The organism is Oceanotoga teriensis (assembly GCF_003148465.1).
GTDB lineage: Bacteria > Thermotogota > Thermotogae > Petrotogales > Petrotogaceae > Oceanotoga > Oceanotoga teriensis.
In genome coordinates this window covers 1-23,056 of record NZ_QGGI01000021.1, presented here as the reverse complement: position 1 = coordinate 23,056, position 23,056 = coordinate 1, and the positions used below count along the sequence as shown (strand labels likewise).

Here is a 23,056-nt window from a genome sequence, read left to right as displayed (position 1 = left end):
TTGTCACATTATTAATTATATTTAAAAAATTAAAAATATTTTACTATTTTATATTTTTTAATTTATACGACTATTTAAAAGATTTATATTTCTATTTAAAAATATTCAAAAATAAACACTTTATTACTACATTGACAAAAAATTAAAAAAAGTTTTATAATATAAATACATAATAAAAGTATTTTATAAAGTATAAAATAAAGTATAAAATAAAGGTGGTGAATCTTATGGAAGGTAAAATGAAAGTCGCTGTAATGCTTGGAATAGGTAAAATGGGATTTGAAGAACGTGATATTCCTAAAGTCAAAGACAATGAAGCTTTAATAAAACTTGAATATATCGGTGTTTGTGGTAGTGATTTACATTATTACGAAACGGGAGCTATTGGTGATTACGTAGTTAATCCACCATTTGTTCTTGGACATGAGCCTGGAGGAATTGTCGTAGAAATTGGTAAGAATGTAAAGAACTTAAAAATTGGAGATCGTGTTGCATTAGAACCTGGAAAAACCTGTGGTCATTGTGAATTTTGTAAATCAGGAAAATATAATTTATGTCCAGAAGTTCAATTCTTTGCTACTCCACCTGTTGATGGCGTATTTCAGGAATATGTTGCCCATGAAGCTGATCTATGTTTTAAATTGCCAGAAAATGTAAGTACTATGGAAGGTGCTTTAATTGAACCTTTAGCTGTTGGTTTTCATGCAGCAATACAAGGAAATGCAAAAATAGGTCAAACTGCTGTTGTTATGGGTGCTGGATGTATTGGATTAGTAACAATGATGTCATTAAAAGCTATGGGTGTGTCAAAAGTATATGTTGTAGATTTAATGGAAAAACGTCTAAAAAAAGCACTTGAATTGGGTGCAGATAGAGTTATCAACGGAAGTAATTCTAATGTTGCAGAAGAAATAGGAAAATTAACAGGAAAAAAAGGCTGTGATTTAGTAATTGAAACTACTGGTTCAGAAATAGCAGCCTCACAAGCTATAGATATCACCAAAAAAGGTGCAACAATAGTATTTGTTGGTTATAGTAAAAATGGTGAAATGACTTTACCAATGAGTATTGCCATAAATAAAGAATTAACATTTAAGACTGTATTCCGTTATCGCCATATATATCCATTAGCTATAAATGCTGTTTCTACAGGAAGAGTAAATTTAAAAGGTATAGTAACAAATACTTATAATCTCGATGAAATACAAGAAGCTATGGATTATAGTATAAGCAACAAAGCCGATATAGTAAAAACAGTTATACGAGTTTCTGAAGAAAAATAATTATTATATTTAACATTCAAAACACCTTCGGAATTATACTTCATAAAAGTTTCGAAGGTGTTTTTTAAAATATATATGTATTGGGTATAGTTTAGAACACAAATATAGGATATTATGGGGAGGATTAGATGATGAGCAAAGAAACTAACATTAAAGTACCTTTTATCAGTAAATTTGCTTATGGTATGGGAGATGTAGGATGTAATTTTAGTTGGATGTTTGTAGGAAATTTTCTCATGATATTTTATACTGATGTATTTGGAATAGATATGAAAGCTGTAGCTGGTCTTATGTTATTTTCAAGATTTTGGGATGCAATAAATGATCCAATAATAGGAAGTCTTACAGATAAAACAAATACTCGTTGGGGTAGATACAGACCTTGGCTCTTGTTTGGAGCTCCTTTAACTTCTTTAGTATTAATTTTAACCTTTTGGGCTCATCCAAATTGGCAATCAACATCAAAAATTGTATATATGGCTATAACATATTGTGTGTTAGTTTTAGGATATACCAGTGTTAATATACCTTACGGAACTCTATGTGGTGCTATGACACAGGATATTGAAGAGCGTGCAAAAATAAATACATTTCGTTCAGTCAGTGCCATGGCAGCTATTGGAATAATAAATATAATAACTGTTCCTTTGATAAACACATTCGGAAAAGGTGATGAAAAAAACGGTTATCTTCTTACGGCAATCTTATACGGTATTATATTTTCATTATGTCATATATTTTGTTTTGCCAAAACAAAAGAAGTTATAGAAATACCAAAAAAACAAAAAATTCCTTTAAAAGAACAATTAATAGCAATTAGTAAAAATAAACCTTATTTGATAGCTCTCATAGGACAATTTTTATTTGGTATAACTTTTTATGGAAGAAATGCCGATGCATTATACTATTTTACCTATGTTGAAGGTAATAAAGCATTATTTAGTATTTTTTCATTATATATCATTATTCCATCCATTATAGGTGCGGCTTGTTTTCCTATACTATTTAAAATGACTAATAATAAGGGAAGAGCAGCTTCTATATTTGCATTTTTTACGGGAATAAGTATGTTTTTAATGTATTTTTTTAATGTAAAAGATTCTCCTGTTCCATTTTATTTACTATCTTGTGTTTCACAATTCTTCTTTTCAGGTTTCAATACTGCTATTTATGCAATTGTTCCTGATTGTGTTGAATATGGTGAATGGAAAACAGGTCTCAGAAATGATGGATTTCAATATGCTTTTATATCCTTAGGTAATAAAATCGGAATGGCTGTAGGTACAGCTTTATTAGCTGCTATAATGGGAAAATATGGTTATATTGCAAATCAACCACAAAATGAAAATGTAATTTCTGTTATTAAACATTCGTTCACAACGGTTCCAGGAATTCTATGGATAATAACAGCATTAGCTTTATTTTTTTATAATTTAAATAGAACTTCTTATAATAAAATAATATATGAACTTAAAAATAAAAAAAACGAAAATTAAATTAACTTACCAGAATTAAATAAAATTATTTTGGAGGTGCTTTATGTTATACATAGGAATTGATCTTGGTACATCAGCGGTAAAACTTTTATTAATAGATGAAAAAGGAAATATACTTAAAACTGTTTCTAAAAAATATCCTTTATATATTTCAAATTCAAGTTGGTCAGAACAAAAACCAGAAGATTGGTATTTGAAAACAATTGAAGGAATTAAAGACTTAGTATCAAATTGTAAAAAAGAAGATATTTGTGGAATAAGTTTTGGTGGTCAAATGCATGGATTAGTTACTTTAGATGAAAAAGATAATATAATACGTCCTGCAATTTTATGGAATGATGGTAGATCTACACAAGAAACTGATTATTTAAATACCACAATTGGTAAAGAAAAAATATCTCAGTACACTGCAAATATTGCTTTTACAGGATTTACCGCTCCTAAAATACTTTGGATGAAAAAAAATGAACCAAAAAAATTCTCAAAGATATCTAAAATAATGCTCCCAAAAGATTATTTAGCTTATAAATTAAGTGGTAATCATTGTACAGATTATTCAGACGCTTCTGGAACTTTATTACTCGATGTAAAAAATAAATGTTGGTCAAAAGAAATGCTTAAAATATGTGATATAACAGAAGAACAATTGCCTAAAATATATGAAAGTTATGATATTGTTGGAATTCTAAAAAAAGAAATCGCAAAAGAATTAAACTTATCACCAAAAGTTAAAATAATTGCTGGTGCTGGAGACAATGCTGCAGCTGCAGTTGGAACTGGAACAGTTGGTGAAGGAATGTGTAACATATCTTTAGGTACTTCTGGAACAATTTTTATATCAAGAAAAACTTTTGAAGTTGACAAGAACAATGCTTTACATTCTTTTGCACATGCAGATGGATATTATCATCTAATGGGATGTATGCTCAGTGCAGCCTCATCAAATAAATGGTGGATGGATGAAATCTTAAAAACAAATGAATATTCAAATGAACAGATGAAGATTAAAAAACTTGGTGAAAATAATGTATTCTATTTGCCTTATTTAATGGGTGAACGTTCACCACATAATGATCCAAGAGCGAGAGCAACTTTTACAGGAATGACTATGAATACTACTCGTGAAGATATGATTCAAGCGGTTCTTGAAGGAGTAACATTTGGATTAAGAGATTCATTAGAAGTTGCAAAAAGTCTTGGTATGAAAATTCAAAGGACTAAAATTTGTGGAGGCGGTGCAAAGAGTCATTTATGGAAAAAAATTCTCTCAAATATAATGAATTTAAAATTAGATATTATAGAAAATGAAGAAGGACCTTCTTATGGTGCAGCTATTCTTGCTGCAGTTGGTTGTGGAGAATTTTCTTCTGTAGAAGAAACGAAGAATATAATAAAAATAATAGATACCGTAAACCCAAATAAAGAATTAGTAAATAAATACGAAGAAAAATATCAAAAATTTCACCAAATTTATCCTGAAATGAAAAACTTGTTTAAAATAATAACCTAATAATTTTTTTCATAAAACACCCATATATTACTCTATAAAATTAATTAGTTGCGATATAAAATTCAAAATGATATAATAAAGAAAACACTTTAATAAAGTATAGAGGTGTGTTTAATGAATAAAAATCAAATTACAAATATCGAAGTCAAAAAAAATAATCGAAATAGAATTTTCAGATATATTTGTAAAAAAGAAAAAACTTCAAACCCTGAAATTTCTTATGATTTAAAAATGAGTTTACCAACGGTAACTCAAAATACAAAAGAACTCATTGAAAAAGGCTTAATTCAAGAAGTTGGAGAACTTCAATCTACTGGTGGAAGAAGAGCAAAAGCATTATCAGTTATTTCAAACTCAAAATTAGCCATAGGTCTTGATATAACTAAAAATCATGTGGGAATTCTATTAACAAATCTTAAAGGTGAAATAATTAAATATGAACGATTTAATAATCCTTTTAAAGATGAAGATAATTACTACATTGAAATTAATAAAAAAATAAAAGATTTTTTATCTGAAATCGTTAAAAACGACAAAAATATTCTTGGTATGGGAATATCATTTCCTGGAATCATAAACTTAGAAAAAGAAATGGTCTCATATTCACATATGTTAGGTTTAAAAGCATTGCCTTTCAATTCTATAAGCAAATTCTTCTCATATCCATGTTATTTTATAAATGATGCGAATGCTGGAGCATATGCTGAAGGGATCAATAAAGAACAAAAAGATGAATTTTTCTATTTATCTTTAAGTAATACAGTAGGTGGAGCTATTTTTAATTCAAATGAATTAATTTATGGAAAAAATTATAGATCTGGAGAAGTTGGACATATGACAATTGTACCAAATGGAATTAATTGCTATTGTGGAAAATCTGGATGTTTGGATGCATACTGTTCAGCTAAACGTCTTTCAGATATAACAGATGGTAATTTAGACCTTTTCTTCAAACGATTGGAAAATAATGATAAAAATATAAAAGAAGTTTGGGATGATTATACTACATATTTATCAATAGCAATCAATAATATCAATATGATATTAGACTGTGATGTAATAATAGGTGGATATGTTGGAAGCTTTATAGAACCTCATATAGATAGTATTAAAAAAAAGGTTGCAAAAAGAAATACATTTTCAGATGACAGTTCTTTTATAAAAAATTGCAGTTATAAAGTTGCTACTGCTGCTTTAGGGGCTGCTTTAAATGTCATAGAAAAATTTATAAAACAAGTATAAAAAAGATTCCAAATTTTTTGGAATCTTTTTTATTTAAAATTATAATAATCATTTAATCTTGGAAAATGAATCATTATTTTTGTATAATTACCAAATTTAGATTCTACTGTTATTTTATGTCCAAGTTTATTCAAAAGTTTTTTAGATAAATAAAGTCCCATACCTGTAGATTTAGAATAATTCCTTCCATTATAACCTGTAAATCCTCTATCAAAAATTCGTTTAATATCTTCTTTTTTTATACCTACTCCATCATCTTCTATAATAAGTATTTTTTCAAATTCAGAATTCAAAGAATAAAATTTTATGCTTCCATTCTTATCAGTATACTTAAGAGAATTACTAACTATTTGATTTAAAACAAAATCAAGCCATTTTTTATCTGTCTTTACATCATAATCTAAATTACTAATATCAACAGAAATCTTTTTAGAAATAAATGTTTTTGCGTTTTTTTTGATTATATCTTTTATAATCTTTTCAATATTTACATCAGATATAAAATAATCCTTAGAAAAATCATCTGATTTTGAATAATAAAGAACCTGCTCTATATAATTTTCTATTCTTTCAATCTCTTCAAATATACTTTTTGATTTATCATTTACAACATCATTTTCAAGTGTAAGTTTTATTATTGAAATAGGTATTTTAATTTCATGAACCCATGTAGCTATAAACTCATCATAGTCTCTTTTCTCTTTATAAAGAGCATCATATTTTAAATAATTTAAATAATTCAAATGAGATATTAAATCATTTATAATTATTTCTTCATTTGATTGTGGTTCCGGTAAAGCTGTTATTATATCTCCAGTATACTCATCAAGTTCTTTTAACATATCAAAATATCTCTTCTTGAAAGAAAATTCTACAAGAAGATAAATAATCATCAAAATAAATGATAAAATATCTAAATACAATATATTACCTGAATGTATTCTACTATTAGGATCTAACAACATTATTAAATTAATTATTATCATTAAAACAACAAAAAAAGTTAAAAATAACTTTTTATCTTTTAAATATTCTTCAAAATTCATGATAAAATATACCCCTGCCCTTTTTTAGTTTTTATAACATCTTTTATACCATATTCTTCAAGTTTTTTTCTCAATCTATTTATATTAACAGTTAAAGTATTATCATCTACAAAACTTTCATCTTCCCATAAAACACGCATTATATCATCTCTTAAGACTATTTTATTATTATTTTTTATTAAAACATATAAAATTTTATATTCATTTTTAGTAAGTTCAATTTTTTCATCTTTATAAATTAAAATATTATCTTTCATATCTAAAACAATTCCATTATATTCAATGACATTAGTCTGAGTATCATGATATGAATAAGTTCTTCTAAGTAAAGCATTAATTTTAGCTATTAAAATTTCTGTAGATAAAGGTTTTTGAATAAAATCATCTCCTCCCATATTTATAGCCATTATTATATCCATATTTGAATTTCTTGAAGAGATAAATATCACAGGAACTTTAGATATTTCTCTTATTTTGGAACACCAATAAAAGCCATCAAATGCAGGAAGATTTATATCAAGTAATACTAGATTAGGATCATAATTTATAAATTCATTTATAATATTTGAAAAATCTTCTACCTCTTTAGTTATAAAGTTCCATTTTTCAAGATTTTGAGATAAAAGAGCACTTAATTTTTTATCATCCTCAATTATAAAAATTTTAAACATAAACTACACCTCCATATATTAAACAATACTATTATATAACAAAAATAAGTCATGAATACTCATGACTTATTCTATTGGATAATAAATATAAATAACAGAATCATCTTCATCATTCTTATAATCTTTACCATAATACTCAAAATCACCATCAGTATTGACTTTACTACAAAGACCTATTTTATCTTTATTTATGAACTCCTTATATTTTTTAATTTCTAAATAAAATTTTGTCCATAAATCAGAAATTTCATTATTTTCATTTTTTCCAAAGTATCTAAACCCTAAAACATTAAAACTTTCTAATTTCACAAATTTTGGTGACATATTCATAAAATCAAACCTCCTCATAAATTATATTAATATTATACAAAAATATACAAATTTATTCTTGATATTTTTTGCTATTATTATATTTAAAAATTTTATTTTAATAATAAATTATCTTTAAAGTATCAAAAAATTTATTGACAATATTCATTTTTTATGATATAATTGAATTATATAAATAAAAATACCGGCTTAAAAAGCCGGATTTTTTTTATTTATAATAATTTTGTGAATTTCAAGACTTAAAGAAATACAGAAAATATATTACAAATGAATTATAGTGATTGTAGATATAATATAATATGAAATGAAATAAAATAACCTACACAGCTTAAGCCGTGTAGGTTATTTTAATATAATTATATTAAAGAATTTATATTTTTACATTTAAAAATTATAATATTAATATAAAAATTTATAATAAAATAGCAATTACAATCAAGATTTAAAAATTGCAAAATGATATTATTATTATAAATGAGGTGAAAAATGAGTAAAAAAATGAATACTATAAAAAAAATTCAGGTATATATTGAAAAAAATTTAAATTCAAATATCACATTAAAAAATATTTCAGAAATTTCCGGATATTCTCCTTGGCATACAGAAAGATTATTTAAAGAAATCATAGGTAAAAATCTCTTTTGTTATATAAGAGATCTCAGACTTTCTAAAGCTGCCTTAAAACTAAGAGACAATAAAATAAAAGTTATAGACATTGCTTTTGATTTTGTCTTTGATTCTCCGGAAGGATTTACACGTGCATTTTCAAAAAAATTTGGAATTTCTCCTAAAAAATACAGTAAAAAACCTGAACCTATTGAACTCTTTATCCCTTATTTAGCTTATGAAAAAAAATCTAAAAATAAAGGAGAGATTAATATGGAAAAAGACGTAAAAGCTATTTTTGTACAGATTATTGAAAGACCTGAAAGAAAAGCTTTAATATTAAGAGGAAAAAAAGCAAAAAAATATTTTGAATACTGTGAAGAAGTTGGATGTGATGTATGGGGTGTACTCACAAGTGTAAAAGAAGCTTTATACGAACCTATTGGAATGTGGCTTCCTGACAATATGATAAAAGAAGGAACTTCAAAGTATGTTCAAGGAGTTGAAGTTCCTTTGAATTATAATAATAAAATACCAGAAGGTTATGAACTCATAACTCTAAAACCCTGCAAAATGATGGTTTTTCAAGGAGAACCATATGAAGATGAAAATTTCAATGAAGCTGTATCTGAAGTAATGGAAAAAATAGATAAATTTGATCCAGAAATATACGGATACAAATGGAATTATGAATCAGATCCTTCATTTCAACTCGCACCAATGGGATATCGTGGCTATATTGAAGCAAGACCTGTAAAAGAAAAAAATAAATCTTAAAAAACAAAAAAGATCTCTTTTTAATTCATTTATAAAGAGGTCTTTTTCAATATATTTAAAATAATATTAATCTCAAACATGATCAATACTTGATGATATTAAATTAAATTAAGTTATAATATAATTAATAACTATGAAAAGAGGGATTAAAAATGGAAAAAAACAACTATATGCAGTCCATAATGAACATATATTCAAAATTAAAAGGGGCTGAAAAAAGAGTTGCAGACTATATACTAAAAAATCCTTTTGAAATAATTCATATGACCATAACTGAACTCTCTGAAAAATGCAAATGTGGCGAAGCTACGGTATTCAGGCTCAGTAAAAAACTTGGTTATACAGGATTTCAACAATTAAAAATCAGCATAGCAAGTGAAAATGTTGAACCAATAAAAAATGTACATTGGGAAATAAAAAAAGATGATGATATAACTATAATAAAACAAAAAGTATTTAATTCAACAATAAACTCATTGAAAGAAACTTTAAATCTAAATGATTCTAAAAATTTAAATGAAGCTATAAAAATACTTTCTGAATCTAATAAAAAAGTATTCTATGGTATGGGAGGTTCATCTGCTATAGCTCTCGATGCCTATCATAAATTTTTAAAAATAGACAAAGATTGCATATATCATTCCGATTCTCATTTTCAAGCAATGCTAAGTGCATCTTTAAATGAAAAAGATTGTATTTTAGCGATTTCAAATACAGGAAGTAATAAAGAATTAATAGAAAACCTAAAAATTGCAAAAGAAAATAATACAAAAATAATATCAATTACTTCAAATATAAAATCCCCAATTGCAAAGGTCTCAGATATAATATTAATCGCTTATGGTAAAGAAAATGATTTCAAAAGCGAAGCTTCAGAATCAAGAATAAGTGCTTTGACCCTTATAGACACTATTTTTGTTGGAAGTTGCCTTAAGAAAAAAGATGATTATTTTTGTAATTTAGAAAAAATAAGAAACTCAATATCAAAAAAAAGATTTTAAAAAATGACTTTACAAAGTCATTTTTTTATTACTAATAAACTACAAAAATATATCTTTAATTTCTTTTATTAAATTTAATCTATTTATTAAATCACAAACGTTTAATTAATATTTTTGTAACCAAAAAAGATTACAAAGGAAATATTTTGTACTTATAATATGTTTTGTACACGTAAAAATATATTATATAGGGGGTAATTCTATGAAAAAAAGTATTTTTGTAATATTAGTTTTAACTTTGGGGATTTTATTTGTTAGTTGTACAAAACCAGCAGAATCTGAAAGTTCAGCTGCTGAAAAACAGTTTAACAATGTTATAAAAGATTTACAAAATAAATTACCTGGTTCAGAATTCTGTGACAAATATGTTTATATGGAAAATTTAACTGAAGAAGAAAAAAATACTGGCAAAAACGAACTTTCCCTTATATTGGGTTTTCTATACAGTACTTCAGATATAAAAAGTTATAAAGTTGAAAATATAAAAATATCTTCTAAACCAGCTGATGCTCCTGCAAAAATAGAAAAAATAGCTACTGCAAACATTACAATAACTTTAGAAAGTAAAACTGATCCCGTGGAAACCGAAACTGAAACTTCAGAAGAAAATTTAATTTATATTAATGGAAAATGGTATGGAGTATACTTATACAAAGAAGGAACTGAAGTAAAATCTTATCCAGAAATGTCATAAAAATAAAAAAAAAGAGACAATCATTTCGATTGTCTCTCATTTTTTTATTATCCAACTATTTTTTTTACTAAAATAGACTTCCAAATTTTTTCCTATAACGGGAAGTTCTTTCTCAATTATATTATATTCATTTACATGTAAAAGTTTTCCATTTTTAAGTCTTATATCCAATTCTATATTTGAACCTAAAAAAACATATTTATCTATTATACCTGAAATATAATTTTCTCTATTTTCTTTTTTTGTATTTATCCCTTCTGGTCTCAAAACTATATAAACTTCATCATCTTTTTTCAATTCTTTATCAGAATAACCTATAAATTCTTCATTGAGTTCTTTATTAAAAACTTTAATATAATCCTCACCTATATAGCTTATTTTACCTTCCAAAAAATTTACATTTCCTATAAAATCCGCAACAAATTTATTTTGAGGTTTAGAATATATTTCATATGGAGAACCAATTTGCATTATTTTTCCTTTATCCATTATAACTATCAAATCTGATATACTCATAGCTTCTATCTGATCATGAGTCACATATATACTTGTTATATTCAATTCTTTTTGTATTCTTCTTATTTCAAGTCTCATACTTTCTCTAAGTTTCGCATCAAGATTTGAAAGAGGTTCATCAAATAATAAAACTTTAGGCTCCATAACTAAAGATCTTGCGAGAGCTACTCTTTGTTGTTGACCACCCGAAATTTGATCTGGTCTTCTTTTTTCCATACCACTTAACCCAGTTAATTCTATTATTTTATCAGCTTTTTCTTTTATTCTTTTTTTACTAAATTTCTTTAGTTTTAATCCAAATTCTATGTTCTCTCTAACATTCATATGAGGAAATAATGCATAACTTTGAAACATCATAGATATATCTCTTTTATTTGGTGGATCATTTGTTATATCTTTTTCATCCAATATTATATTTCCAGCTGAAGGATTTTCAAATCCAGATACCATTCTTAATGTAGTTGTTTTACCACAACCAGATGGGCCAAGAAATGTAACAAGTTGTCCCTCTTTTATATCAAGATTAAAATTATCAACAGCTATATTTTCTACTCCATCACTTTTAAAAATTTTTTTTAAATTTTTCAAATTTAATGACATAAACTCACCTCTGACTATTATTTACGAGTGATATTTTATTTTTTAAAAATAATTTTAATATTCCCATAAATACAAATATTATTATTATCAAAATTACAGAAAAAGCACATGCTTCTGAAAGTCTTCCAGAATCACTCTGAGAAAGAATTTGCACAGTCATAAGATTCCAATTTGCTGAGACTAAAAATATAGCCGCACTTATGGCTGTCATAGATCTAACAAAAGAATAAACCATCGCTGAAAAAAAAGCAGGAATTATTAGAGGTAAAGTTATTTTAGAAAAAACAGTTTTATCATCTGCCCCTAAAGTATATGCCGCTTCTTCAATTGCAGGATCAACTTGACCTAAAAGAGCCATTCCAGATTGAATTCCAACAGGAACATATCTAAAAACAAAGTTTATTACAAGTATTATAAAAGTTCCAGTCAATAATATTGGTTTTGAGTTAAAGGCCAATATATAGCCTATACCTATTACAGTACCTGGAACTGCAAAATTCAATAATGATGTAAATTCCATAGTTCTTTTTAAAGGAAATGTTTTTCTGACTATTAAAAAAGCGATTATCATACCGAGCAATGCCGATATAGGTGTAGATGTAAGAGCTATTATCAATGTATCTATTATAGATTGTCCACCAACATCAAAAACATATTTAAAATTATCAAATGTAAATTGATTATTCATTCCCCAAACTTTTGTAAATGCTCCCCAAAAAATAGTTACATATATTAAAAGTATAAAAAGAGAAATTATAACTATAATTGTAAATAATACCCATTTTGTTATAGGACCAACACTTTTTATAGTTGAAGTATTTGGTTTTCCAGTAACTGTTATGTATTTTTTCTTTCCTATCCAATATTTTTGAACTACAAAAGCTATTATGGAAGGAATTAAAAGCCATACAGCTAATGCTGCTCCAGTCTTCAAATCAAACATTCCCGTTATTTGAAGATAGGCTTGAACAGATAACACGGGAAATCTTGAACCTGCAAGTATTAATGGATTTCCAAAATCAGCCAACGATTCTATAAAGAGTATTAACATAGTACTTGCTATTCCAGGAACTGATAGAGGAAGAATTACCTTAAAAAATACTTGTTTTCTATTGGCTTTTAAATTAAAAGCTGCATCTTCAAGAGTTGGAGAAATAGTAGATATCACCCCATCAAGAGTTATAAAAGCAACGGGGAAAAATGAAACTATTTGAGCTATCATAAGTCCCCATAACCCATAAACTGGAAAATTTCTTATACCAAAAATTTTTGCTGTTATAAGGCCATTAAATCCGAATAACATTATTATTGCTAAAGCTCCAATAAATGGTGGAAAAACCATTGGTATAACTGCTATAGTTTTAAAAAGCTTTTTAAATGGTATATCTGTTCTATTCAAAGTATAAGCAAATAAAAATCCTAATATCGTACCTATAATAGCTGTTAGAGAAGCTATTAATATTGAATTAAAAAATCCTTTTTTCATATAATTGTTTCCAAATACATCTTTATAAATTTCTAAAGATATATTACCCTCTGAATTTGTAAAACTAACTTGTAAAACTCTAATCAATGGATAAATAATAAAAAGTGCTATTAAACTAAATATAATAATTATTAATATCATTATTATGGGATTTTTGAAAAGTTTTTTTGCTTTATTTTTATTTTCTTCACTGAACATATAAAACCTCCTAAATAAAACGAAAGGGGGATTTTTCCCCCTTAAATAATTATTTTACAGGAAGAACTTCATTTACCCAATCATCTATTATTCTCTTTTTATTTTCTGCTGCCCATTTTTCATCTACACTTATCAACTTTATTGTTGATAATGGTTGTAAAGTTCCAAAATCAACATCTTTTCTAACTGGATAAAAATATGTTTTTTCATCGACTATCGCTTGTTGACCTTGTTTTGACAATATCCAATCAACAAGTTTTTTTGATTCATCAATATTCTTTGTTCCTTTAACTATTGAAAGACAAGCTGACTCATAAGGAACTCCTTTTGCAGGAAATACTACATCAACTGGATATCCTTGTTCTTTAAATTGGAAAAAGGCAGGAGTGAATTGAATACCTATACCGGCCTGACCAACACCTACTGTTTTAGATGGACCTGTTCCTGATTGTGTATATGATTGAACATTAGGAGCTATTTGTTTTAAATATTCCATAGCACCTTTTTCTCCATATATACTTATAAGACCTGTTATTAAAGAATAAGCAGTTCCAGATGATTGTGGATTAGGATACTGTATCATATTTTGATATTCTGATTTTGATAAATCTTCCCATGTTTTAGGTATATCTGCTTTTATCTGTTCCATAACACTCAAATTTACTCCTATTCCTATTGGATTCATATAAAAAGCATGATAATATCCTTCTTTATCATAAAAAGTACTTTCTATAGCTTGAAATTGAGATTTATAAGATATTGTCAAGTCTCTTTCTTTTGCTATTATATGATTTGACATTGGAGCCCCAAACCATATATCTGCTTGTGGATTATTTTTTTCTGCTTCAAGTCTTGCTAAAGCTGGTCCTGATGATAAAAATATATACTTTACTTTTATACCAGTATCTTTAGAAAACTTTGTAAGTATTTTTCTTGCATTAGCTTCATCAACACTCGTATAAACTATTAATTCACCAAAAAACATAATTCCAACAAGAATAAAAGTTAAAACTGATAATAATTTTTTCATACTATCCCTCCCTATTTTTAAATAAATTCATATATATTTTATAGTAGAAAAAACATATAATATTTTCTAAAAAGTATTAAAATTGTATCAAAATACAAAAATGTAATTTCAAATTAATAAAAAAGAAGTATAACAAAATAAAAAAGATATTATTTCTTTTAAACAGAAATAATATCTTCTATTTGCATTTAATCAATTTCAATAATGGATTTTTCATAATATTTCATGAGATTACTCTTAAAATTTATTATAAAAGTATTCTTTTCATTTCCATAATAAAGATCTTCAATCTTTAAATCTTCATCTAGAATAAAATTTTTATACTCTTCATTCAAAAATATAAATTTTCCTTTTATAGCATTTTCACCAATTTTACTTATAGTACTTTCTGTATAATATGGAAGTTTTTTTATTTTATTCCATGAGTTTATTATAAACTCTGAATCAACTATATCTATTCTTTTATCATTATACTTAAAAGATATTTTATAAGGTATTTGTTCAAAAATCATATTACTCTCAAAATTTTTTTCTGTATTTTTGGGAAAATATGGTTTATTATACCAATTTGATATACCCTTTGACCCTAAATATACTATAAAAAAAACTATTAAAATATAAATTATCAAAAATATATAATTTTTTATATTTTTCATATTGATTCACTACTTTCAAACTTTAGAATTACTTTTGTATATTCATTTTCAACACTCTCAATTTTTATATCTCCATTTTGTTTTTTCATTATATCTTTCACAATACTCAAACCAAGTCCTGTACTTTTTATTTCTTTAGACCCTGAATAAAATGGCTCAAAAATTTTATCTATATTCTTTTCATCTATACCTTTACCATTATCTTTTATCTCAATTATCTTATATTCTCTATCAATTAAAATTCTGAACTCCAAAGTACTACAATTACTATGTTTAATGGAATTATCTATTATATTTAAAAAACATTCATAAGTTTTTTCATAATCGCATCTAACAATCGTATCCTCAAATTGTTTGATTATATTTATAGAAAATTTTTCTATTCTTGGTCTTAAAGTGTTTAAAGCATCTTCCAGTATTTTTTTTATGCTATGATTTTTTAACACTACATGTATAGAATTTTTATTCAATTTTGAAATATAAAGCATTTCTTCTACTAGAATTAAAAGTCTTTTTCCCTGATTATTTATATACTCCAAAGATTTTTCTATATCTTTTGAATCTTTTAATTTTGGTAAAATTTCTGAATATCCTATTATAGATGTTAATGGTGTTTTTAATTCATGGGCAATATTATCTACAAATCTTTTTTGTTTATCTTTTTCATCTTTTAGATTTCTTATATATTTATTTATATTTTCAGACATTTTATTAAATGAATTTGTTAACTCTTCTATTTCATCTCCAGTATTTATATTTATTGTAGAGTTAAAGTCTCCTTCTGAAATTTTTTCTGCCTCATCTTTTAATTTTTTTAATGGATTTAATATTTTAAAAGAATAAATATAACTCATAAAAAATACCGCTATAAAAGACAAAATACCAGTTATTATAAATATTAAATTATTTTTAGCAATTATTTCAAATTCACTTATTAATGGATAAATATATCTTATACAGCCTATTACTTCATTATCATAAAAAATTGGTGCTGAGAAAAATAATAATTTTATTCCATCATCATTTTTTATTATATAAGTTTTTTTACCATTTACAGCATAGTGAACATCCTGATAAACATAATATTTTTTATTCGGTAAAGTTTGACTCATCATTTCTTTTCTATTATTATATATTTCAATCTGTATATCAAGTTTTGAATGCATATATTCGCTTATAATAGGACTTTTTTCTTTTAAATAATCATAAATATTTAATCCATCAAAACCCTTTATCGTTTCGTCTATATAATACTTATATTCATCAACTCTTTTATCAACAAATTCAACAGACTTATTAAGTATACTTTCATAAAGTACATTCATCATAACAAAATATATTATCAAAAAAACTATCAAAAATATCATAATATTTTGTATTATGAGTTTAAATCTAAGATTTAAAGTCATTTTACACCTCAAATTTATATCCTATTCCATAAAGACTTATTATCTTTTCTCCATAAATCCCCATCTTTTTTCTAACTCTTTGAATCAACATATCTACAGCTCTCGTATCAACTGGTATTTCATATCCCCATATTTTTTCGAGTAAAACTTCTCTTGAAAATACTCTATTGGGATTATTCGCAAATAAATTTAAAATTTCAAACTCTTTTTTTGTAAAATAAATTTCTTTTTTATCTATGAGTATAATCCTTTTAGAAATATCTATTTCAAGATAATTTGGCAATATATTCGCTTCTTTTTCTTTTTTCATTCTCTTCTCTATAGCCTTTATTCTAAGTATTAATTCACGACTATCAAAAGGTTTTGTTATATAGTCATCAGCACCTAAATGCAATCCTATTAATTTATCATTTATTTGATTTTTTGCAGTCAACATTATTATGGGAGTATCTTTATCTATGCTTCTTATTTCTTTTAAAATAGAAAAACCATCTGTATCGGGTAACATTATATCAAGTATCAAGAAATCTGGTCTTTCAGATTCAAAAATTTCAATTCCTTTCTTTCCATTATCAGCAACTAAAACATTATAATCTTCAAGCATCAAATTCATTCTTATCAAATCTAATATACTTTCTTCATCATCTATAACAAGAATTTTCATAATTTCACCTTCTATTTAATTCATTCTATTCATTTGTTCCTTTACTCTAAATTTAGTTATATCTTCTATTAGATCATAAGGAATTGGTTTACCATATGAAAACTTTATAGTTCCTTTAGATGTTTTAAACCCCTCTAATTTATCTTTAAAGTATTCAACTGCTTCAGGACCTGGATATATACCCAAATGTTTTTGATTAGCTGCAAAATGTATCAAATTACCTTGAAGATAAAAAGTAGGTATACCATAACTTATTTTTTCAATACTTTCTGGAGCTGCTCTTTTTATAGTATTCCTAACTTTTTGAAGTATAGCTTGTATCTCCCGCGGATATTGATTTATATATTCCTCAACAGTTTTAAACATTAAATCCCCCTCCTTTTTACAAATTCCTTTATTTAATAATATCATAAAAAATTAACTCTTATAATTATTGAATATTATTTAATTAAATGATATTATATATAATAAGATTATTAAATTCATTAATAATCCAAATCATACAAAAAGGAAGGGTTTTATGTCAAAAAACTTTAGTACAATGGAACCGGTATTATTGTTGGAGGTTTAACAACAATAATAAACCTCCAACATTTATTCTAAAAAATCATATTAGATAAATTGGAGGAAAAATAAAAATGAAAATAAATATTAGAAAAGAAACAATTAAAGATTATAAAAAAGTTGAAACTGTTGCAAGAGAAGCATTTTGGAACTTATACTTTCCAGGTTGTTGTGAGCATTATATAATACATAAAATGAGAAATCATCCCGATTTTATAGAAGATCTTTCTTTTATAATAGAAGTTGATGATGAAATCATTGGTGGAATTTTTTTTGCCAAAGCAAAAATTATATCAAATAATAAAGAATATGATGCTATTAATTTTGGTCCTGTATTCATACACCCAAAATATCATAGGATGGGTATTGGTAGAAAATTAATAACTCATTCTATTGAATTAGCTAAAAAAATGGGACATCGTGCTATTTTAATTTTAGGAAATCCCAAACATTATGAAACTTATGGGTTCTTAGGTGGAAAACATTATAATATTTCAATGCCTGATGGAAAGTTTTATAAAGGTTTATTAGTTCTACCTCTATATGAAAATGCTCTCAAAAATATTTCTGGATATGTTTCATTTTCAGAGGTATTCGAAATAAATGATGATGAAGTTGATTCTTTTGATAAAAACTTTGATTATAAAGAAAAAAAATATCAAGAAAGTCAAAAAGAATTTGAAAAGACAAGTACTATGCTCGATGATTGATCAAACTTTAATCAATTAAATTTTTATAATAAAAAATAAACGGATGCATGACTATTGTTTTTTAATAAGTCATGCATCTTTTTTATCATTTATTTTCAATTATAGAATGTCCACCAAATTCATTTCTTAAAGAGGCTATTAATTTTCCAGAATATGTATCTTCTTGTTTAGATCTATGCCTAACCATAACAGATGCTGTAATAACTGGTGCTGGTATTCCCATTTCTAAAGCTGTTTGAGCTGTCCAAAGTCCTTCACCATTTGCATCTATCACACCTTTTATTGTATCTAAATTCTTATCTTTATTAAACACATTTTTTGTCAATTCCATAAGCCAACCTCTTATAACAGAACCATGATTCCAAAGATCTGCAAGAGATTCCATATCATAATCAAAATCACTTTTTTCAAGTATTTCAAATCCTTCTCCAATGGCTTGAAGCATTCCATATTCTATACCATTATGTATCATTTTCGAAAAATGACCGCTACCAGATTTTCCAGTATATAAATAACCATTTTCAATAGATATATCTTTAAAAATTCTTTCAACCTTTTTAAACGTTGATTCTTTTCCTCCGATCATGGCACAAATTCCATTTAAAGCTCCATCTTGTCCACCGCTTATTCCAGCATCTAAGTAATCAATATCTATATTTTGAAAATTTTCAAATCTTCTCATAGAATCTTTATAATTAGAATTCCCAGCTTCTATTATTATATCTTTTTTATCGAGATAATTTTTTAATTCATTTAATACATCTTCCGTTGGATTTCCAGAAGGAACCATTATCCATAAAATTCTATTTTCTTTAAGTTTTTTGCATAAATTTTTTAAAGATATGCAACCTATAGCCCCTACTTTTTCTGACATTCTTATTCTTTGAGAATCTTTGTCAAATGTATAAACTTCATAACCTTTGTTTATCATATTTTTTGTTAGATTTAGTCCCATTTTTCCAAGACCGACAAGACCTATTTTCATATTTTTCCTCCTATTTCATCAAATAAATATATCTAATATCAAAGCAACACTCAAACCAACTAAACCTATTATAGTTTCCATAACAGTCCATGATCTCAATGTATCTTTTTCATTTATACCAAAATATCTATTAACAAGCCAAAATCCACTATCATTAACATGAGATAGAGCAGTTGATCCAGAAGCTATCGCAATAACTATTAAAGCTGGCTCTACACTAAAATTTGAAAGCATAGGTGCAACAATTCCACCTGCAGTCATCATAGCAACAGTAGCAGATCCTGCAGCTACTCTAACTATTAAAGCTATTATAAATGCCAATAAAATGGGACTCAAATTCAAAGAAGATACTGATTGGGCTAATACATCACCAACTCCACTATCTATGAGAATCTGTTTAAAGACTCCTCCAGCTCCAGTTATTAATATAATAAGACCTGAAGAATTTAAAGCTGATGTTGAAACCTTATTTATATCTTCTTTTGATAATCCTCTAAACCGCCCCAGAACTATAAAAGAAAGGATTGTAGCCACTGTAAGTGCTGTAAATGGATGACCTATGAATTTCAACAATTTTGCAAAAAATGTATTAGGATCTAAAAATGTACTTGAAATAGTATTTAAAACTATCAATACTAAAGGTATTAATATTAAAGGTATTAATATTAAAGAAAAAATAGTAGAAAAACTCGGTAAATCTTTTTCATCTATTTCTTTTTCAATACCTTCCATCATATAATCTGGAACACCAACATTTATTTTTTTACCTATATACTTACCAAAAACAGGTCCAGCAAGTATCGCAGAAGGAATTCCAGCAATTATACCAAATAATATCACCTTACCAAGATCGGCATTCACAAGTTGTGCTACCGCAACTGGACCTGGTGTTGGTGGAACAAAAGCATGAGTAACTGCTAATCCTGCAAGTAAAGGTATTCCATAATGAAGTACAGATTTTTTAGTCTCTCTTGCCAAAGAATAAACAATAGGCACTATCAATATAAATCCTACATCAAAAAACACCGGTATTGCAACAATAAATCCAGTCAATGCAAGTGCATAACTTGCCTTTTCTTTTCCAAATTTATTTATGAGTGTTCTTGCTAGTCTCTGTGTCCCGCCAGAAACTTCAAGCATTTTACCAAACATAGATCCAAGACCAACAACCACAGCTATAAATCCAAGTGTTCCACCCATACCATTTGTCATAGAAGTTATGACTTTATCAAGAGGCATTCCAGAAAATATACCGACTCCCATACTAACAATTAACAAAGAAATAAAAGCTTGAACTTTAAGTTTTATAACCATGAATAAAAGAACAATAACTCCAACGACCATAACAATCCCCAAATAAGCTGCCATAGACATCAATATCCCCCCATATTCTCTATATTTTTTTATTAAATTTATAAAGTAAGTTTATACCTTCTTTATATAATTCAAATCTCTTTTTATAAAATTCATGTTTTTCTGAATTAAAACAATATTTTTTTATCTCAGATATATCAAAAGAAAAATCATTTAAATCTTTTATTTCTCCAACAGCCTTTTTACCAAGAATAATTGCTCCTAAAGCAGAACTTTCATGTGTTTCATACAGATTTAATTCTATTCCAGATATATCAGAAAAAGTTTTTATCCATTCTTCACTTTGAAAAATACCACCATTTAAATTTATCTTTTTTATACCATTAGATAATGAACTAATAGAATTTAAAACATCTTTTATACTAAAACATATTCCCTCTACACAAGCTTTTAAAAAATGATCTTTAGTATGATTGTTTTTTATACCAAGAAAAGATCCTTTAAGTGATGAATCCCAATAAGGTGCTCTTTCTCCAAATATAAAAGGTATAAAAATTAAGCCATCAGAACCTTCTTTCACAGATTTTAAACGATTATCGAGATCTTTATAATCTTTATCATCTGAAAATAATTTTTGAATTATCCATTCATAAGCTATTCCACCGTTATTAATAGCTCCGCCTATAATATATAAATTTTCATCTAAATAATAACAAAATGTTTTCCCCTGTTCATCAGTATAAGCTTGATCACAAGAAGTTCTTATAGCTCCACTTGTTCCTATGGTAACTGATGCAACATTTTTATTTATCGAATTAGAGCCTAAATTAGCTAAACATCCATCACTTGCACCCACTATAAAATCAACATTTTTAATATTTTCAAGTTCTTTATAATCAGAATTTATTCCTTTCAATATATGAGTAGTTGGAACAACCTCAGATAAATTAGATTTATCTATACCTATTTCATTAATTATTTCTTCAGACCATTTCAAAGTTCTTATATCAAATAACCCAGTTGCAGATGCTATAGAATAATCTGTTATATATTTTCCAAATAATTTAAAAAATATATAATCTTTTATAGAAATAAATTTTTTAGTTTTCATAAATAAATTTTTTTTATTTCTTTTAAACCATAAAATTTTATAAAAAGGTGACATTGGATGTGCTGGCGTTCCTGAAATAGCATAAAATTTATGAGCCTTATAATTAGTTTTATACTCATCTGTTATACTTTCACTTCTGCGATCAGCCCAAATTATACAATTAGAAATAACTTCATCATTATCATCAATCAGTATTAAACTATGCATCATGGCACTAAATGAAATAAATTTTAAATTTTTTTCATTTAAATCATATTTTTCTTTTAAATTTTTAATAACATTCAATACCCCATAAAATATTGTTTCTGGATCTTGTTCTTGAAATCTATCATCTTTATTTTTTATTATTTTGTATCCAAAACTTTTAATATCTATTAAATTATTCTTTTCATCAAATAAAACAGCTTTTGTATTCGTCGTTCCTATATCCACTCCCATATAATACATAATATTTTACATCTCCTTTTGAAAATAATTTCTATTTTAATTATAAAAAACATAAAATAACATAAAAAACGAAAATAATTTTCATATTTTTATTTTATAATGATATTTTAATAAAGTAAAGTTCCATATAAAATGATTAAATAGATTTATTTATAAATAATTTATTTTTTTAAAGATTATTATCAATAAATTGGACTTTTTAAAGATTTTATATTTTATAAAACACTTAATGTAATTTTTTGAATTCAAATCGTTACATAAACCATTTGACTTTTTGTTTCAAAACATATATAATTTTAATGTAATATTTAAAAACTGATATTTGTAAATGACATCTCAGTTTATTTTGGAGGTACTATCTTGAAAGGTACAGTTAAATGGTTTGATTCAAAAAAAGGTTATGGTTTCATTACTACAGAAAACGGAGACGATGTATTCGTACATTTCTCAGCAATTACAATGGATGGTTTTAAGAACTTAGAAGAAAATCAAAAAGTTGAATTCGATGTAGTTGACGGAGCAAAAGGTCCTCAGACTGCTAACGTTAGATTAGTTTAACCATAATTACCCATTAGGGTTTCAACGAAAATGAGAGTCGTTTAAAACGACTCTCATTTTGTTTTTATATTTTAAATAATTTAATTTTTTGAATCAAATCTTCAGATATTTTAATGAGATTTTCAGAGTTAGAATTAACACTTTCAGCAGTT

General features: G+C 26.0%; 22 protein-coding genes. 9 read left to right on the top strand and 13 right to left on the bottom strand.

The genetic code is table 11. The annotated features are described in order from the left end of the window. Window positions 1-227 precede the first annotated feature (227 nt). From C7380_RS11580 to C7380_RS11565, 4 genes are all read left to right on the top strand, one after another. Entirely contained in the window at window positions 228-1,283 is a 1,056-nt protein-coding gene (locus C7380_RS11580; protein ID WP_109606103.1) for an NAD(P)-dependent alcohol dehydrogenase, read from the top strand. Window positions 1,284-1,411: 128 nt separating this feature from the next. Then, a complete protein-coding gene (locus C7380_RS11575) occupies window positions 1,412-2,779 on the top strand; it encodes an MFS transporter (protein WP_109606101.1) in 1,368 nt (455 codons plus the stop codon). A 43-nt stretch (window positions 2,780-2,822) separates the two neighbouring features. Next, window positions 2,823-4,289 (top strand): xylulokinase, encoded by a 1,467-nt coding sequence (gene xylB / locus C7380_RS11570; protein ID WP_109606099.1) that lies wholly within the window; start codon window positions 2,823-2,825, stop codon window positions 4,287-4,289. A 114-nt stretch (window positions 4,290-4,403) separates the two neighbouring features. Next, the gene (locus C7380_RS11565; RefSeq protein ID WP_109606097.1) at window positions 4,404-5,531 is read left to right on the top strand and encodes an ROK family transcriptional regulator; all 1,128 of its coding nucleotides are present in this window, start codon (window positions 4,404-4,406) and stop codon (window positions 5,529-5,531) included. Between the two features lie 29 nt (window positions 5,532-5,560). On the opposite strand, the gene C7380_RS11560 is transcribed toward C7380_RS11565, so the two are convergent. The 3 genes from C7380_RS11560 to C7380_RS11550 form a co-directional block, all read right to left on the bottom strand. Continuing rightward, entirely contained in the window at window positions 5,561-6,577 is a 1,017-nt protein-coding gene (locus tag C7380_RS11560; RefSeq protein ID WP_109606095.1) for a sensor histidine kinase, read from the bottom strand. Further along, on the bottom strand, window positions 6,574-7,248 hold the full coding sequence (locus C7380_RS11555; protein WP_109606093.1) for a response regulator transcription factor: 675 nt from the start codon (window positions 7,246-7,248) through the stop codon (window positions 6,574-6,576). Before C7380_RS11555 ends, C7380_RS11560 begins: the two co-directional genes overlap by 4 nt. A 66-nt stretch (window positions 7,249-7,314) precedes the next feature. Then, window positions 7,315-7,578 carry a GyrI-like domain-containing protein gene (locus C7380_RS11550; protein ID WP_158274894.1) on the bottom strand — a complete coding sequence of 88 codons (264 nt, stop codon included), beginning with the start codon at window positions 7,576-7,578 and terminating at the stop codon, window positions 7,315-7,317. A 486-nt stretch (window positions 7,579-8,064) separates the two neighbouring features. On the opposite strand from C7380_RS11550, the gene C7380_RS11545 reads away from it, so the two are divergent. The 3 genes from C7380_RS11545 (at window position 8,065) to C7380_RS11535 (ending at window position 10,656) form a co-directional block, all read left to right on the top strand. Beyond that, complete coding sequence (locus tag C7380_RS11545; protein WP_109606084.1) at window positions 8,065-8,961, top strand: helix-turn-helix domain-containing protein; 897 nt, start codon at window positions 8,065-8,067, stop codon at window positions 8,959-8,961. Between the two features lie 152 nt (window positions 8,962-9,113). Then, window positions 9,114-9,962 (top strand): MurR/RpiR family transcriptional regulator, encoded by an 849-nt coding sequence (locus tag C7380_RS11540; protein ID WP_109606082.1) that lies wholly within the window; start codon window positions 9,114-9,116, stop codon window positions 9,960-9,962. A gap of 202 nt (window positions 9,963-10,164) precedes the next feature. Then, complete coding sequence (locus C7380_RS11535) at window positions 10,165-10,656, top strand: hypothetical protein (protein ID WP_109606080.1); 492 nt, start codon at window positions 10,165-10,167, stop codon at window positions 10,654-10,656. A 36-nt stretch (window positions 10,657-10,692) separates the two neighbouring features. On the opposite strand, the gene C7380_RS11530 is transcribed toward C7380_RS11535, so the two are convergent. The 7 genes from C7380_RS11530 to C7380_RS11500 form a co-directional block, all read right to left on the bottom strand. Continuing rightward, entirely contained in the window at window positions 10,693-11,772 is a 1,080-nt protein-coding gene (locus C7380_RS11530; protein ID WP_109606078.1) for an ABC transporter ATP-binding protein, read from the bottom strand. A 4-nt stretch (window positions 11,773-11,776) separates the two neighbouring features. Next, on the bottom strand, window positions 11,777-13,456 hold the full coding sequence (locus C7380_RS11525; protein ID WP_109606076.1) for an ABC transporter permease: 1,680 nt from the start codon (window positions 13,454-13,456) through the stop codon (window positions 11,777-11,779). 49 nt (window positions 13,457-13,505) lie between these two features. Next, window positions 13,506-14,486, bottom strand: coding sequence for an ABC transporter substrate-binding protein (locus C7380_RS11520; RefSeq protein WP_109606074.1), 981 nt, complete (start codon window positions 14,484-14,486; stop codon window positions 13,506-13,508). 188 nt (window positions 14,487-14,674) lie between these two features. Next, on the bottom strand, window positions 14,675-15,142 hold the full coding sequence (locus C7380_RS11515) for a DUF3919 family protein (RefSeq protein WP_109606072.1): 468 nt from the start codon (window positions 15,140-15,142) through the stop codon (window positions 14,675-14,677). Beyond that, a complete protein-coding gene (locus tag C7380_RS11510) occupies window positions 15,139-16,551 on the bottom strand; it encodes a sensor histidine kinase (RefSeq protein ID WP_109606071.1) in 1,413 nt (470 codons plus the stop codon). The genes C7380_RS11515 and C7380_RS11510 overlap by 4 nt, the downstream gene beginning before the upstream one ends. Before the next feature lies 1 nt (window position 16,552). Beyond that, entirely contained in the window at window positions 16,553-17,215 is a 663-nt protein-coding gene (locus C7380_RS11505; protein ID WP_109606069.1) for a response regulator transcription factor, read from the bottom strand. Between the two features lie 15 nt (window positions 17,216-17,230). After that, window positions 17,231-17,581 carry an iron chaperone gene (locus C7380_RS11500; protein ID WP_109606067.1) on the bottom strand — a complete coding sequence of 117 codons (351 nt, stop codon included), beginning with the start codon at window positions 17,579-17,581 and terminating at the stop codon, window positions 17,231-17,233. A 272-nt stretch (window positions 17,582-17,853) separates the two neighbouring features. Here C7380_RS11500 and C7380_RS11495 point away from each other — a divergent pair, with 272 nt between their 5' ends. Further along, complete coding sequence (locus tag C7380_RS11495) at window positions 17,854-18,489, top strand: GNAT family N-acetyltransferase (RefSeq protein WP_109606065.1); 636 nt, start codon at window positions 17,854-17,856, stop codon at window positions 18,487-18,489. Window positions 18,490-18,574: 85 nt separating this feature from the next. On the opposite strand, the gene gnd is transcribed toward C7380_RS11495, so the two are convergent. The 3 genes from gnd to C7380_RS11480 are packed head-to-tail and all read right to left on the bottom strand — an operon-like array spanning window position 18,575 to window position 22,346. Next, window positions 18,575-19,474, bottom strand: coding sequence for a phosphogluconate dehydrogenase (NAD(+)-dependent, decarboxylating) (gnd, locus tag C7380_RS11490; protein WP_109606063.1), 900 nt, complete (start codon window positions 19,472-19,474; stop codon window positions 18,575-18,577). An 18-nt stretch (window positions 19,475-19,492) separates the two neighbouring features. Then, entirely contained in the window at window positions 19,493-20,848 is a 1,356-nt protein-coding gene (locus C7380_RS11485; RefSeq protein WP_109606061.1) for a GntP family permease, read from the bottom strand. 19 nt (window positions 20,849-20,867) lie between these two features. Further along, window positions 20,868-22,346: a gluconokinase gene (locus tag C7380_RS11480; RefSeq protein ID WP_109606059.1), complete on the bottom strand. Its 1,479-nt coding sequence runs from the start codon at window positions 22,344-22,346 to the stop codon at window positions 20,868-20,870. A 360-nt stretch (window positions 22,347-22,706) separates the two neighbouring features. On the opposite strand from C7380_RS11480, the gene C7380_RS11475 reads away from it, so the two are divergent. Next, window positions 22,707-22,904: a cold shock domain-containing protein gene (locus tag C7380_RS11475; protein WP_109606057.1), complete on the top strand. Its 198-nt coding sequence runs from the start codon at window positions 22,707-22,709 to the stop codon at window positions 22,902-22,904. The last annotated feature ends 152 nt before the right edge of the window (window positions 22,905-23,056 follow it).

Coding starts and splice junctions, on each gene's coding strand:
- C7380_RS11525 (WP_109606076.1), bottom strand. CDS start 13,456: ATGTTCAGTGAAGAAAATAAAAATAAAGCAAAAAAACTTTTCAAAAAT.
- C7380_RS11480 (WP_109606059.1), bottom strand. CDS start 22,346: ATGTATTATATGGGAGTGGATATAGGAACGACGAATACAAAAGCTGTT.
- C7380_RS11560 (WP_109606095.1), bottom strand. CDS start 6,577: ATGAATTTTGAAGAATATTTAAAAGATAAAAAGTTATTTTTAACTTTT.
- xylB (WP_109606099.1), top strand. CDS start 2,823: ATGTTATACATAGGAATTGATCTTGGTACATCAGCGGTAAAACTTTTA.
- C7380_RS11510 (WP_109606071.1), bottom strand. CDS start 16,551: ATGACTTTAAATCTTAGATTTAAACTCATAATACAAAATATTATGATA.
- C7380_RS11500 (WP_109606067.1), bottom strand. CDS start 17,581: ATGTTTAAAACTGTTGAGGAATATATAAATCAATATCCGCGGGAGATA.
- C7380_RS11520 (WP_109606074.1), bottom strand. CDS start 14,486: ATGAAAAAATTATTATCAGTTTTAACTTTTATTCTTGTTGGAATTATG.
- gnd (WP_109606063.1), bottom strand. CDS start 19,474: ATGAAAATAGGTCTTGTCGGTCTTGGAAAAATGGGACTAAATCTAACA.
- C7380_RS11515 (WP_109606072.1), bottom strand. CDS start 15,142: ATGAAAAATATAAAAAATTATATATTTTTGATAATTTATATTTTAATA.
- C7380_RS11545 (WP_109606084.1), top strand. CDS start 8,065: ATGAGTAAAAAAATGAATACTATAAAAAAAATTCAGGTATATATTGAA.
- C7380_RS11485 (WP_109606061.1), bottom strand. CDS start 20,848: ATGTCTATGGCAGCTTATTTGGGGATTGTTATGGTCGTTGGAGTTATT.
- C7380_RS11555 (WP_109606093.1), bottom strand. CDS start 7,248: ATGTTTAAAATTTTTATAATTGAGGATGATAAAAAATTAAGTGCTCTT.
- C7380_RS11535 (WP_109606080.1), top strand. CDS start 10,165: ATGAAAAAAAGTATTTTTGTAATATTAGTTTTAACTTTGGGGATTTTA.
- C7380_RS11495 (WP_109606065.1), top strand. CDS start 17,854: ATGAAAATAAATATTAGAAAAGAAACAATTAAAGATTATAAAAAAGTT.
- C7380_RS11540 (WP_109606082.1), top strand. CDS start 9,114: ATGGAAAAAAACAACTATATGCAGTCCATAATGAACATATATTCAAAA.
- C7380_RS11550 (WP_158274894.1), bottom strand. CDS start 7,578: ATGAATATGTCACCAAAATTTGTGAAATTAGAAAGTTTTAATGTTTTA.
- C7380_RS11575 (WP_109606101.1), top strand. CDS start 1,412: ATGATGAGCAAAGAAACTAACATTAAAGTACCTTTTATCAGTAAATTT.
- C7380_RS11530 (WP_109606078.1), bottom strand. CDS start 11,772: ATGTCATTAAATTTGAAAAATTTAAAAAAAATTTTTAAAAGTGATGGA.
- C7380_RS11505 (WP_109606069.1), bottom strand. CDS start 17,215: ATGAAAATTCTTGTTATAGATGATGAAGAAAGTATATTAGATTTGATA.
- C7380_RS11580 (WP_109606103.1), top strand. CDS start 228: ATGGAAGGTAAAATGAAAGTCGCTGTAATGCTTGGAATAGGTAAAATG.
- C7380_RS11565 (WP_109606097.1), top strand. CDS start 4,404: ATGAATAAAAATCAAATTACAAATATCGAAGTCAAAAAAAATAATCGA.